Source organism: Paenibacillus sp. FSL R7-0128, from assembly GCF_038002245.1.
Lineage (GTDB): Bacteria > Bacillota > Bacilli > Paenibacillales > Paenibacillaceae > Paenibacillus_AQ > Paenibacillus_AQ silagei.
The window spans coordinates 853,908-867,239 of sequence record NZ_JBBOCD010000001.1 but is presented as its reverse complement, the minus strand read 5'-3'; the positions used below and the strand labels follow the sequence as shown (position 1 = coordinate 867,239).

At 54.7% G+C, this 13,332-nt stretch carries 13 protein-coding genes; 4 read left to right on the top strand and 9 right to left on the bottom strand.

Going from position 1 to position 13,332, the window contains the following annotated elements:
- The first annotated feature begins 126 nt into the window (after positions 1–126).
- Positions 127–1,665, top strand: coding sequence for an acyl-CoA synthetase (locus tag NST26_RS03550; RefSeq protein ID WP_209875536.1), 1,539 nt, complete (start codon positions 127–129; stop codon positions 1,663–1,665).
- 137 nt (positions 1,666–1,802) lie between these two features.
- Here the strand turns inward: NST26_RS03550 and NST26_RS03545 are convergent, their stop codons facing one another.
- Together NST26_RS03545 and NST26_RS03540 are read right to left on the bottom strand one after the other, a co-directional pair.
- Positions 1,803–2,375 (bottom strand): hypothetical protein, encoded by a 573-nt coding sequence (locus NST26_RS03545; protein ID WP_340978556.1) that lies wholly within the window; start codon positions 2,373–2,375, stop codon positions 1,803–1,805.
- Between the two features lie 101 nt (positions 2,376–2,476).
- A complete protein-coding gene (locus tag NST26_RS03540) occupies positions 2,477–2,917 on the bottom strand; it encodes a HEAT repeat domain-containing protein (protein ID WP_340978555.1) in 441 nt (146 codons plus the stop codon).
- A gap of 209 nt (positions 2,918–3,126) precedes the next feature.
- Here NST26_RS03540 and NST26_RS03535 point away from each other — a divergent pair, with 209 nt between their 5' ends.
- Both NST26_RS03535 and NST26_RS03530 read left to right on the top strand, forming a co-directional pair.
- Positions 3,127–4,074 (top strand): NADP-dependent oxidoreductase, encoded by a 948-nt coding sequence (locus NST26_RS03535; protein WP_340978554.1) that lies wholly within the window; start codon positions 3,127–3,129, stop codon positions 4,072–4,074.
- A 164-nt stretch (positions 4,075–4,238) separates the two neighbouring features.
- Complete coding sequence (locus tag NST26_RS03530; protein WP_340978553.1) at positions 4,239–4,691, top strand: hypothetical protein; 453 nt, start codon at positions 4,239–4,241, stop codon at positions 4,689–4,691.
- Here the strand turns inward: NST26_RS03530 and NST26_RS03525 are convergent.
- Positions 4,688–5,389 (bottom strand): DUF554 domain-containing protein, encoded by a 702-nt coding sequence (locus tag NST26_RS03525; RefSeq protein ID WP_340978551.1) that lies wholly within the window; start codon positions 5,387–5,389, stop codon positions 4,688–4,690. The genes NST26_RS03530 and NST26_RS03525 overlap by 4 nt on opposite strands.
- Positions 5,390–5,617: 228 nt before the next feature.
- Here NST26_RS03525 and NST26_RS03520 point away from each other — a divergent pair, with 228 nt between their 5' ends.
- Positions 5,618–6,814, top strand: a complete 1,197-nt coding sequence (locus NST26_RS03520) for a nucleotidyltransferase domain-containing protein (protein ID WP_340978550.1) — start codon at positions 5,618–5,620, stop codon at positions 6,812–6,814.
- A gap of 595 nt (positions 6,815–7,409) precedes the next feature.
- Here NST26_RS03520 and NST26_RS03515 read toward each other — a convergent pair.
- The 6 genes from NST26_RS03515 to NST26_RS03490 form a co-directional block, all read right to left on the bottom strand.
- Positions 7,410–9,206, bottom strand: coding sequence for an ABC transporter ATP-binding protein (locus NST26_RS03515; protein WP_340978549.1), 1,797 nt, complete (start codon positions 9,204–9,206; stop codon positions 7,410–7,412).
- A 13-nt stretch (positions 9,207–9,219) separates the two neighbouring features.
- Positions 9,220–9,678 carry a lasso peptide biosynthesis B2 protein gene (locus NST26_RS03510; RefSeq protein ID WP_036730624.1) on the bottom strand — a complete coding sequence of 153 codons (459 nt, stop codon included), beginning with the start codon at positions 9,676–9,678 and terminating at the stop codon, positions 9,220–9,222.
- Positions 9,675–9,980 (bottom strand): lasso peptide biosynthesis PqqD family chaperone, encoded by a 306-nt coding sequence (locus NST26_RS03505; protein WP_036730627.1) that lies wholly within the window; start codon positions 9,978–9,980, stop codon positions 9,675–9,677. The genes NST26_RS03510 and NST26_RS03505 overlap by 4 nt, the downstream gene beginning before the upstream one ends.
- Entirely contained in the window at positions 9,977–10,915 is a 939-nt protein-coding gene (locus NST26_RS03500) for an aldolase (RefSeq protein ID WP_340978547.1), read from the bottom strand. The genes NST26_RS03505 and NST26_RS03500 overlap by 4 nt, the downstream gene beginning before the upstream one ends.
- Before the next feature lie 138 nt (positions 10,916–11,053).
- Positions 11,054–11,179 carry a paeninodin family lasso peptide gene (locus tag NST26_RS03495; RefSeq protein WP_036694602.1) on the bottom strand — a complete coding sequence of 42 codons (126 nt, stop codon included), beginning with the start codon at positions 11,177–11,179 and terminating at the stop codon, positions 11,054–11,056.
- A gap of 28 nt (positions 11,180–11,207) precedes the next feature.
- On the bottom strand, positions 11,208–13,133 hold the full coding sequence (locus tag NST26_RS03490) for an asparagine synthase-related protein (protein WP_340978546.1): 1,926 nt from the start codon (positions 13,131–13,133) through the stop codon (positions 11,208–11,210).
- Positions 13,134–13,332 lie beyond the last annotated feature (199 nt).

Genomic DNA, 13,332 nt, shown 5'->3' with positions numbered 1-13,332 from the left:
AGCATCTGGTACTAGGAGAACGTGCTATACTGTAGTCAACAGATACATCATCACACTTATATAGGAGAGGTTCATTTGGATAATCAACGTTGGATCGCACCTGAATTCTACAATCTCACTTCGGAAATGGAGCAGCATCCTGAAGATAAGCTTGCAATTAAATGGTTACATGAAAATGGCAGCCTGGAGCAAATCACCTATGGTGCGCTCATGGCTCAGGCTAACCGTCTCGCCGGCGGACTGGCCGGTCTCGGACTTACGCAAGGCGACCGGGTCCTGGTCATGGTCCCCCGCCGCATCATCGCCTATGCGATATATCTGGCCTGCCTGAAGCTGGGACTGGCTGTTATTCCTTCGTCTGAAATGCTGCGGGCGAAGGATCTCTCGTACCGGCTACGCCATTCCGAAGCGCGGGCTGTTATTGTCTGGTCTGAGGTTACCGGAGAAGTGAACAAAATCTCCGACGATCTGCCCGCACTGGACTATCGCTTGTCCGTCTCCAGCGGTGAGGCTGAGGCTGAAGAAGGCTGGATTGACCTGGAAGGTCTAATGGAAGGACAAGCTGATTCTTACCCTACGGTTGCCAGCCGCCGCGATGATATCGCCATTCTGGCCTATACCTCCGGAACCACCGGCAATCCCAAAGCAGTAGTTCACACGCATGGCTGGGGATATGCCCATCTGCGGATCACTTCCTCCCTCTGGTTCGATATCCGTGAATCAGATACGGTCTGGGCTACAGCCGCACCGGGCTGGCAGAAGTGGATCTGGAGTCCATTCCTGACGGTACTCGGCAACGGGGCCACTGGCTTCGTCTATAACGGAGCCTTCCATCCGGAGCGCTACCTGCAGCTGCTGCAAGACGAGAAGATTCAGGTATTATGCTGCACTCCGACTGAATACCGCCTGATGGCGAAGACTGAGGGCCTGGCAGAATACGATCTGTCCAATCTGCGCTGCGCCGTATCCGCCGGTGAACCGCTGAATCAGGAAGTCATTCATACATTCCAGCAACACTTCAATATTACAATCCGTGACGGCTATGGACAAACAGAGAGCACACTCATCATCGCAGCGCTGAAGGATGAACCGATCCGGGTCGGCTCCATGGGCAAATCGATTGCTCCGGGCATTGTCGAGGTGATCGACGAGGACGGACATCCGTTGCCGGCCGGAGTGGTCGGTGATATCGCCGTACATCTGAGCATGCCTGCTCTGTTCCAGAACTACTATAAAGATCCCGAGCGCAAAGCGAACTGCTCACATGGAGAGTATTTCGTCACCGGCGACCGGGCGCGCAAGGATGAGGACGGCTATTTCTGGTTCGAGGGGCGCGGCGATGACATCATCATCAGCTCGGGCTACACGATCGGGCCGTTCGAGGTCGAAGAGGCGCTAATGAAGCATACCCTCGTTAAGGAATGTGCCGTGGTCGCAAGCCCGGATGAAATCCGCGGGTCGGTCGTTAAGGCTTTTATCGTACTCAAGGACGGCCATGCCGGAACACCGGAGCTGACCAAAGAGCTGCAAGCCCATGTCAAGGAGCAGACCGCTCCCTACAAGTATCCGCGCAAAATCGAATACATTACGGATCTGCCGAAGACCACTTCCGGGAAGATCCGCAGAATCGAGCTGCGTGAGCAGGAGAAGAAGGCTAACCAGTAGCAGAAGCTCTTCAGTCAAGGGAGTACTGCAAGCAGGTAGCTCTCCCCACCAGCTTAGAACCTTAAAATCCCCGTTCCTACAGTGATGCAGGACGGGGATTTTTGTGTTTTTGGACGCCTAAGCGTGCAGTGCGTACCTTACTCGGACCAATATTCCGCCTCCGGGTTGAGCGCTGTGCCTACTTCGCCTTCTTTTACCAGATCGCAGTCCAGGTAGCCTTCCTCATCCAGAAAGTAGACCTCCTGCTTATAGAATTCGCACAGCGTCTCCAGAAACTTCTCCGGCGAATCGTACATTACCACCAAATCGCCGTAGTCGTGCAGCAGATCGCAGATCCGCTCCACCCCTTCTTCAGAGCGGTAATAGCAGATATAATCACTTCCATAGTTGGTCAGCAGCGGCAACACGGTTCCACCGCCGGTATATCCCTTCTCCTGCAGAATCCCTGACAGTATCTTCACTTCATGGCCGTATTCCCCGATATGAATCAGCCGGTAGCCCGGAATGAACTCCAGCAGACTGGGATCTTCCTCGGCGCCGCCCGTTCCAAGAACCGTATCATATACTGCCCGCAGAAGCGCAGGAACTTCGGGTGTAAACTCTAATATCGCCTCACTGCCCCCTGCCGGAGCCTTCCCCAGACTGGCGGCGTACCCGGGACGCAGCTGCGTGGACAGCTTAAGGAATTCCTGAAATGTACCGGTAAGCATGTAATCATCCTTTCTCACAAAAATATAGCGGAGCGATAAGGAACGCCCCTATCTCTCCGCTTGGTGCTGCCATGCTAATTTGCTATGTTATTTGAGACTGGTTACTTGGCAGCCGAAGCCCACATCTTCTCCAGCCACTGATCGAAATCCGCGCCCTTCTCGCCTTCATAGGCATCGTAGACATCAACCCGCATCTTCTTCAGCTTCTCTTTGAACTCTTCGTAAGAATGATCCTTGGGCAGGCTCTTCTTAATGCGCAGAATAATCTTGGATACCCCTTTGAACAGTTCAGCTTTGTTCTTCGATGGAACCTTGACCTCTTCGCCAAAAGCCACCAGCTTGTTATATGCGGCTTCTTGCACGGTATATACAGGATCGCTGATCATCAGGCGATTAAGGATATCGATAATTTGTTTGTGGTTGTAGCGGCCCAGCTCTTCTACCGCTTCAAGACGCGCTCTCCAGTCTGCGGAACGTCCGGCGGCTCTCTTCAGTTCGTCATAGTTCTCTGGCAGCTCTTGGATTACTTCTTCATTATTCAAGCGTTACAATCCCCTTCTTGGTTAAATCTGATATATCGAACGTAATCATCTTACCTAGTGCAATTCTACCGTACTGCGCTGCTTGATTTCAATCTTTTGTCCAAACATTCATGGAAAAAGCCTTGGAGGACGGATTTTGACTAACCGTAGCCGTATGAGTATAGTATGTACCAAATCATCCGCCAGCCGAAAAAGGAGGCTCATTATAGATGAAAGCCATTGCCTTAGAAGTGTCCGACTCGTCCGGGAGCTTAAAAGAAATAGATATTCCTCTGCCTGTTCCGGGTGAACATGAGGTGCTGATTAAGATGTATGCGACCTCGGTTCATCCGGCAGATTGCAGAATACTGGATGAAACACGGATTGCCGGCGGGAAACACCCTGCTGTCTGTCCGTTCATTCCAGGCGTTGTTGTAGCCGGAATCATTGCGGACACCGGCGCAGCGGTGAGCCGCTTCAAGCCTGGCGACGAGGTATTCGGTCTGAAGCCTGCTGCCGAGAGCGGAGGTTACGCAGAATACACGTGTGCCAAGGAGGATCAGCTTGCACTTAAGCCCCCGGGGTTATCCTTCGCAGCAGCCGGGGTGTTACCCGCTGCCGGGCTTGCCGCCTGGCAGGCGCTGGCTGCCGCCAAGGTCTCCAGCCGGGACCGCGTGCTGGTTCAGGACGGTACTGGCGGAATCGGCAGCTTCGCGGTACAGCTGGCCAAGCTCCGGGGCGCTACGGTGATTACTACCGTCAGCGGCGGTGATGAGCTGGATGTTGCCTGGGGCCTCGGGGCCGATCAGGCGATTCAAAGAGGCGGGCAGGATTTTGCCGCGATTCTGGGGCAGAGCATCGATGTGGTGATTGATACCGCAGGAGGCAGTGTGCTAAACAGAAGCTTCGCAGTACTGGCTCCGGGCGGAAGGCTGATCTCCACTGCTGAACAGCCTGATCCGGCCTTGGCAGCACAGCAAGGAGTTACAGCAGCTTATCTGACTCCGGCTGCCGATCCCTACCAGCTGAGCGATCTGGCCCGGCTGACGGCAGGGCGGAAGCTGGAGCCGCTGATCTGCGGTGCTTTTCCACTTAGTGAAGAAGGGCTGCGCACTGCCCATGCGCTTAGCGCAAGCGGAAAGGCGCGGGGTGTTATTGCTATTGTAATCAAAGAATAGAGGGATAAAAGAGGAACATCCGGAGCATTAGCTGTAGCCGTGCGAGCGCATCTGACTATACTGTGCGCAACCTCATTTCCGTCGGCCACAGCATATGATAATTTCCTCATAGAAGCTGCACAACGAATAATCTCAAATCAGGTAAGGGGCTGATTGACATTACAATGATCATTGTATTCACAGTACTGTTGCTTGCTGCAATTATAGTAAGTGTCAGGATCTTGCGAATCCGCCGCCAGTTGCAGGACCAGACGATTATTGTCTCGGACCGTCTTGCCAACTTCTATGGCCGCTCTACACTGGGTCAGGGACAAATCCGGGGTAATGGCTGGCTTGTTCTGTTGAAGGACGATCTGATATGGGAAATGTATCTGCCCACCAGAAGCCTGATCCTCCCGCTGAAATCTATCCTAAGTGTTGATACAGCCACTGCACATCTCGGCAAAACCGGGAAGGCCGGTCAGCCACTGTTAAGAATTACATACACAGACGGAGAACAGGAGGAATGCGCCGCTTGGAAAGTAGATCAAACTCAGCAGTGGGTTAGTTCGATCAACGAGAGACGCAAGCAGGTTCTTGAAGCTCAAGCAGAAAAGATCCTCCCTCAATTCACTTAAAAGTTATGTACCAGCACAACCAGCAGTACAGCCACCAGGATACCGGGCAGCAGGTTAGCTACCTTGATCTTGGTGATCCCGAGCAGGTTCAGCCCGATGCCGATAATCATCACCCCGCCTGTAGCGGTCATCTCTGCAATACAGTCGCTCAGCAGCACATCAGGCACAAACCGGGTAATCTGCGTAGCCAGTAAAGCGATGGCCCCTTGATACAGAACAACAGGAATGGCCGAGAACATCACTCCGATGCCCAGCGTAGAAGTCAGAATCATGGCAATGAATCCGTCCATAATGGATTTAGCGTAGAGAATCTCATGATTGCCTTTGATGCCGCTGTCCAGTGCGCCTAGAATAGCCATGGCCCCTACAACGAACACCAGACTTGCCGTGACAAAACCCAGCGAGATACTCCCCTGTCCGCCGGCACCTACTCTGCGCTCCAGCCAATCGCCCGCACGGGTGAATTTGTCTTCAATGTTGATCCACTCCCCGGCTACAGCGCCGATCACCAGACTTAGGATGACAATGAGGAAATTCCCGCTTTTCAGGCCCATCTGCACCCCAAGAAGCATAAGCGCCAGTCCAATCGCTTGCATCACGGTGTTCTTCATACTCTCCGGTATCCGCTCCAGCAGCTTGCCCAGCAGAGTTCCGGCAATTATTGCTATTCCATTCACGATTGGTCCGAGCAGTACCATTCCTCAGCAACTCTCCCGTCGATTCTTTTCTCTCTTAATCTGCATTATAAGGGCAGCCGTCCCCGTGGAGTCAAGATGATTCTCTACTGGCAGGAATGATAAGTTCCGTGACACACCTGGCGAAAAATTGACAAATTTCGGTTATCGATGGTACGCTCACTAATATCGTTCTTTTAATAGAACAAATCCGGTGCGGATCTGTTCACAACTCAGATAAGGAGCGTCCCTATGACTGACCGGAAGATTCTTGATCAGGCAAGCTTAACCAAGGAAGTACACCTTATTCTTGCACTACTGAATTCCGGAAGTCCAGATGAGACGGCGCGGAAGCATCCGCAGTTGTTCACAGAGGTGAACTGGGACTTATTCGTGGAGCTGAACCGTCAGCACAGGGTGTATCCCTACCTATATTCCAGGCTGAGCAAGATGGAGGAGCAGGTGATCCCTTCTGACGTTCTGGAGCAGCTGAAGTGGCAATACCGCAGGAATACGGTACAGATGCTCCAGCTTAGCGGCGAAATGAGCAATATCGCAGGTCAGCTGGCCGAGCTGAATATCCGCTGTCTGTTCCTCAAAGGGCCGGTGCTTGGGCAGGAGCTGTACGGAGACCTGTCGCAGCGCACCTCCCGGGATCTCGACTTCCTGGTGCCGATGGAACAGCTAGAGGATGCCGAAACCTTGCTGATCCGGCTGGGCTATGAGAAGGAAGACAAGTTCGAGAGCCTGCTTGGCGACTGGAAATGGCGGGAGCATCATTCAACGTTCGTGCATCCTGTCAGCAACGTCAACCTGGAGCTGCACTGGCGGTTAGGACCGGGGCCCGCCAAAGAGCCTGCGTTCGACGAGCTCTGGCGTCATTCGCGGACCAGCAGCACCTTCGGCCAGAATGTCCGCTATCTGGGGCCGGAGGATCTGTTCATGTTCCTGGCTGTACACGGTGCCAGACATGCCTGGTCCCGGCTGAGATGGCTGCAGGACATCAAGATGCTGCTAATGGGACAGCCGCCGCCCGATTCCGCTAAGCTAGTCCGCTTACTACAACACTATGATCACAACGCCATAGGAGGACAGACGCTGATTCTGGCCAGAGAGCTGCTGGAGACGCCGGTTGACCCGGCGCTGTCCCCGATGATGGACAACCCCAAGGCCCGCAGGCTCGCACAGGACATTCTGTTCTATCTCCCGCGCATCGTGAATTTGAATACCCCTCCGCTGGAGCCGGAGGTGGAGCAGCATTTCAACCGGTACCTTCCAAGCATTCTATCCACCCGAAGCCGGATGCTCCGCTCCGCCAGCTTCCTCTATCCCTATGCAGCGGATGCCAAGACCCTGCCGCTGCCGAAGCCGCTGCATTTCTTGTATTTCCCGCTGCGGCCTTTGCTGTGGAGCTGGCGGAAGGTGACGGGCGCGGAGAAGGAGATGTAGCGGAGGCCCACCAATGCATATAGAAAGGCACGTGCTGCTAGTTAATTGCAGCACGTGCCTTTTTACGGTTTCGGAGCCGGGTGGCGGTCAGCCAATGTAATCGGTTTTTCGATTACATTCGGGCCACAACCTCTGTGCTCGCCCAATGGAATCGGTTTTTCGATTACATTCGGGCCACAACCTCTGCGCTCGCCCAATGGAATCGGTTTTTCGATTACATTCGGGCTACAACCTCTGCGCTCGCCCAATGTAATCGGTTTTTCGATTACATTTGGGCTACAACCTCTGCGCCCATCCAATGTAATCGGTTTTTCGATTACATTCGGGCCACAACCTCTGTGCTCGCCCAATGTAATCGGTTTTTCGATTACATTCGGGCCACAACCTCTGCGCTCGCCCAATGTAATCGGTTTTTCGATTACATTCGGGCCACAACCTCTGCGCTCGCCCAATGGAATCGGTTTTTCGATTACATTCGGGCTACAACCTCTGCTCCCATCCAATGTAATCGGTTTTTCGATTACATTGGGACCACACTCCCACTCAGCACCGAATGTGTTCGGTTTTTCGCCTAATTCGCGTTTAAGGTATACCCTTACCCTGCCTCTTCCTGGCCCTTCAGCAATCGGCTGAACATGCCGCCCTTCTCCGAAGCCAGGCCGCTGTAGACACCCTGCTGGATGACCCGGCCCTGGTCGATGACCAGAATCTGATCGGCTCCACGGATCGTGGACAGGCGGTGGGCGATGACGATGACCGTTACGGAAGCCTTGATCCGCTCCAGCGCCTCTTGAATCCGCTGCTCGTTCTCAGTGTCGAGCGCACTGGTCGCCTCATCGAGTACCAGAATCGACGGCTTGCGGATAATGGCGCGCGCCAGCACCAGGCGCTGCCGCTCCCCGCCCGACAGGCGGACACCCCGGTCGCCGAGCAGTGTATCCAGTCCGTCCGGCAGCTTGCGGACAAAGTCCGCCGAGGAAGCAAATTCCAGCGCCTCCCACAGCTCCGCTTCCTCCGCATCCGGCTTGATCATCATCAGATTATCGCGGATGGTAGCGTTGTACAGGAACGGGTCCTGTGCCACATATCCGATGGACCTCCGGTAGGACAGCAGCCGCTCCCCTCTGACCGGCTGACCATCCGCCAGAATCTCCCCGTTCTCCGGCTGCATCAGTCCCATGAGCAGATCGACGAGCGTGCTTTTGCCAGCGCCTGAACGTCCGACAATCGCCGTCATCTGCCGGGCGGGAATCCGCACATTGACGTTCTGGAGCGAATATTGCGGCTCGTCCGCATGATAACGGAAATCGACATTCCGGGCCTCAAGGCCTTGCTCCAGCGTCATAGGCAGCACCCGTTCTCCGGCTTGATCCGGTTCATGCTCGACAGCGGCCAGACATTCTTCCTGCAGCGATTGCAGTTGTTTGAAGGATGGCACTACTGAGGCAAGCTGCTCCAGCAGCGACTGCAGCGTCGAAAAGGTCGGCCACAACCGGGTGAAGACGAGAATGACCAGCAGCAGATTCGGCCCTTCCACTTGCATGAACCGGAAGGATACGAAGATAAATACGGCAATCAGCAGCGTGGAAGACAGCTTATACAGGAGCTGGGAGTTAGAGCGCAGGCGCGTGTAGTCAAGCTGCTCCTGCTTCACCTCGCCGGTGAAGGCATGCAGCCATTCGAGGCGGGACTGCTCCAGATTATTGCTTTTGATATCCTTGATTCCGTTCAACTGATCGGTAATGCCGCCCAGATACGTCTTGCCCAGCTCCGTGCTGCGGCTACCCAGCCTCTTCGCCTTACGGATGAACCGCCGGGAGAAGATGGACAGCAGCGCCGCGCAGACGAGAACCGCCAGTGTCATCTTGGGGGACAGCCAGAAAGCAAAGGCAATCTGCACCAGGGTGAACAACAGCGACGTGAGAAACTGCAGGAAGCCGCTGATACCCGCCAGGACTCTGGCCAGCTCGGTGGTCATCATATTGATCAGATCAGAGGTGCGTTTTCTCAGAAAAAAAGACCACTGCGCCCGCAGCAATGCGCTATAGACCTCAACCCGCAGCTGCCTGCCATAGGTCTGCTGAATCTCGACATTTCGGATCGCCACGAACCTTGCGATCAGATTCTGGCAGAGCACAATTAGAACATAACTGCCCAGCACCAGCAGCAGCGCTGTGGACTGCGGCAGCTCACTGATGAATCCGAGCATGGGAAGATGAAAGCCCGCCGCCGCGCCGCCCAGCTGAATGCCGGCCATGCCGAGCATGGGAACCAGCAGCAGAATGGCAGAGCTCTCCAGCAGACCGCTGATCACCATGCCAAACAGATTAAGATACAGCTTCATGCCCGACAACCGCTGAAGCTGCCGGACGTAGTAGATTATGGCTTGCATGGACCCACCTCGATTACTCGGCTTGTAACACCTTCGCGAACTTCTCCACCACCACGAAGCCCTGCATCGCATCATCCCCGGAGACATAATGGGAACCGCTGCGCAGCCAGGCGTGGGCAATCATTTGTCCCTGCTTATCACGGGCGACCCCCATGTAGAGGGTGCTCTCAATGCCCCGCTTCTCCAGCATCTTCAGGGCGGCTACCGCCCGGACCATACAGGTGCTTTTCCAGGGAGTATAGCGGCTCATCACCCGGATTGCCTTGGTAATCTGCTGGATGCGGCGAAGATCGGAAGGCTTGGATACTGCGGGACTCTCCAGGGATTTCACCCCAAGCTGAGGGGCTGTCCTGGCAAAGGGGAACAACAGCTGGATTCGGACCAGCATCAGCCGCCATAATGTCTCGGGAAGCAGCGCAAGCAACGCCTTGTCATGCACCAGCAGAAGACGGAGCCTCCGGAGGGTCATCATGGTCCGCTAACGATGGAGACCAGATCCTCATTCAGCAGATTCTGTACAAAATCAATGACATCCTGCTGTGCCACCTCTGCTGGCACCTCAAAGATCTCCTGCATCTTCCCGGCAATCTGCCGAATCGATACCGGTGAAGCCAGCGCTTCCCAGATCTCACCGCCAACTTCGCCGAGGTTGTAGTATTTGCCGTTCTTCACATTCAGCATGACCTTCTCGCCGTCCATATCACTTGCGATATTGCCTTCCCGTTGAACCAGTACCGAATCCGGCGACAGCACTTCTGTAGTATTCATATTCATAGGTTCATCTCCTTCACCTTGGGCATAATCGTCTCCATAATCTTTTCCGTCTGCTGCGGTGCACTGAAGCCCTGCTCAGGGCGGGTCAGCCGGTACATCGGCAGCCGGTTTACGAACGAGGCCAGCAGCCCGAAGTGCCATTCTCTGACACCCATTGGGTCGACCAGCGCTTTTTGATAAGTATGATTGTATAAGGTATGAAGCCGGTCCAAGCCGCTTATCGCCTCTACGGCCACCGGCCCGTCCTGCACCACAGACAGTTCAAATATGCCGGCCAGCGGCAGCGGCTCACTCTGGAACCGGTCATGCACCGGTACGGCGAACTTGGTCTCGCGCTGAAACAGCGGACGGTACGCAGACGAATTCATTCCCAAATAGTCCAGGCTCTGCTGCCACAGCTTCTGCTGCGGATAACCTGGAACAGCCAATGGATGTCCATTATGCACCAACACGGGAATAACGTCGTCACTGACCAGGAGATACCCCTGATCCATCAGATAGGAGGCAAGCGTGGATTTACCCGCACCTGAACGCCCCACCAGCGCATAGGCCTTATTGTCCAGCACAAGCGAGCTGCCGTGCAGGGCCAGTATCCCTTTTTGCATCAATACTACACCCATACAGCTGCCCAGAATGAACAAGCGGATGCTATCCGGATCTGCGCCTGCTGCCGGAGAGACTGTAATCGTACTGCCGTTCTGTATGGAAAAAATAGCGGTGCCCTTCACCATGAACATCACTTCATGCGCCGCGATGCCCAGATTCGGCGTAATCTTCGGTATCGCTTCCCATCGCTCCGCCAGACGGCCTTCAACTACCGACAGGCTCCCTATCCTTCCAGGGTGATCTGTACGGGGAAGTTCTGGTAGCGCGAACTCACTGAGGATTTGCAGGCCAAAAGCCTTATAACCGAGGCATTGCACTGTGCCAGCCATACTGCTCACTCCATCTCAGTCAATTTCACCCGTTGTCTTGCGGATGACAAGTGGAAACATTACTTCGGATAAAGGGATAGCCCTGATCCCCCTCCAGCAAGCTAAGAGGGATTAGGGCTGAGCGGTAATGCAGGAAGACTAGGAGTGACTAACGATTTCATCTGGATCGGCTTGGAACGCATCGGCAATGGATACCCCCGGGCCAGCCATAGTCATTTTCACATCCAACACTTCCAATGCAGGCTTGCTGTATTCCTTTTTCATCTTGTCACCCCCTTTCAAGAAACGTCCTTCAGGAGAGCCGCTTCAAAAAGCGGTAAAACACCAGTCCTCTTGTAAGAAGGCGAAAATCCGTGTTAAAGATTAATAATGGTTCGGGCTCACTACCCAGCCGGTCCAAGCATCCGGCGAGCCCGGGACGATTCAGATAAGACGAAGTACGGGGATCTTGCAGCATCTCCCTCAGCTCCTGCTGGAACCTCTGCCATTCGGGCAGCATACGTGTAATGCCATCCGCCCCCTGGATACCGCGCCGGGTCTGGTTAAGCCTGACCTTATCCGGCAGCCGCCCTTCCATCGCCCGGCGGATGAGCGAGCGATCCATTCCGTTCTGGACATATTGCTCCTCAGGCACCGACATACAGAAGTTGATGACACGCAGGTCATTCGTCGCATCCCGGTCCCATACCCTGTACTTCAGCGACAGCTTGGTAGCCGCCGTTCCGTTCACATTCCAGACATGCGGCTGGCGGAAATGCTCTCTGCGGATATCGTACACAGTCTGAGAAGCAGGCGACTGGTCCAGCTCCTTCATTCGCTCCTGCACTCCGGTCCGCCGGGCAAATTCAGGGTGGATCAGCTCCGGCGGAGCCTCCTGCCTCCCGGCCATCAGCTGGCCTAGAGCGGGGAACACCTTGCGCCCGGCTATTTTCAGCATTCTTTTGCGGCTTACTCCCATCGAATGGCTGTACAGCTTATTCTCCCGGTAAAAGCGGAACCAGCGGAATTCACGCAGCAGCTTCGCCTGGTAATCCAGCGCCGGTCCCCAGGAGATACTCCAGTTGCCCCGCTGTCCGCTGAGCAGCACTCCGGCATTCTTCAGTCCGGCTTGTTCATATATGCCTTTGAGCCAATAGGAATTCTCTATGAATTTGTAAGGCATCTCCATAATATCGAGCCATTCGTCGATTTCGCCATAAGAGCTTCGGTCAGGAAAATTGTAAAAGCTAGGCTCAATGTTCCCGACATAGTCGATGGTCTCCTGAATATATGGACGCTCATCGGTCACCCGCTGGCCCAGCTTGAACCCTGTAAAGTGATCCAAAGGATACGAGCTGAAAGTGTAGAGCGGCTTGCCAGTGCGGCGAAGCTCCTCTGCCGCAAAGCTCACCACCGCCCCTGAGTCCAGCCCGCCGCTTAAGTTCGCACCAGCTTCAAGGTGGGTACGCAGCCGGTCCCGGACTGCACGCCCGAACACCTCACGGAACGCTTCCTCATACTCGCCATTGCTGCGCAGCCGGAGTGGGGACGGAGTCTGGAAGGTGTAATACCTGGAGAATGTAATCCCCTTCGGGCTTACTGTCATTGAATGCGCCGGGGGCAGCTGCTCCACACCCTGATAGACCGTGGAGAACATATCCGCGACATCCATCCGGCCCTGGCCCGCCAGATATTCCGAGATCCAGCCTTCATGCAGCGCGTGCTCTCCATCCATTAGCGTAAGCAATGGATGAATAACGGTGCAGAAGGAGAACTGTCTGCCTGAGCGGTGGAAGTACAGCGTCCGGCTCCCCGAGAAATCCCTCGCTCCAAACAGCGTCTGCCTGACGGCATCCCAGATCATGAAGGCAAAATCTCCGACCAGATGCACCGGAGCCTGATCCCCCCATTTCTCATAGGCCAGAAGAATCAGCAGGCTGTCCGGCATCGACTCCTGATCCTCCCGGACAACCTGAAGTTGTCCAAAGAGCTCGCTGCGGTTATCGATGATGGCATCCGCTACAATCGCCAGCTTCCGCTGCGGATCATAATAGGGAAGCACCTCGCCCCGGGACTGCGGGGTAATCCACTGTGCGTGGCACCCGAGGAACAGCCCCTCCGTATTCCAGCCCCGGGCATCATCCGCCGGATAACGCTGCAGCTCCTGCATCAGGCGCAGGCCGAGCTCCGGGTCCAGCGGCCCATGCTGCATAGAATAGATCCCGGCGATTGCACTCATGGGTTACCTCCAGCTGTCTATAATTTCGCTACCGTTTCAGTACTAGGTTCATTACAACAGGTTCTTAATAGTGAACACTTCTTATTACCTAAGATAACGTTCTTGCCATTAAATGTGAATAGTACCAGAGAGTACTTTTAGGTATCCTTTAGCGTATTGACTTTAGTTAAAATCTATGGTATTAAAACCCTGAAATATG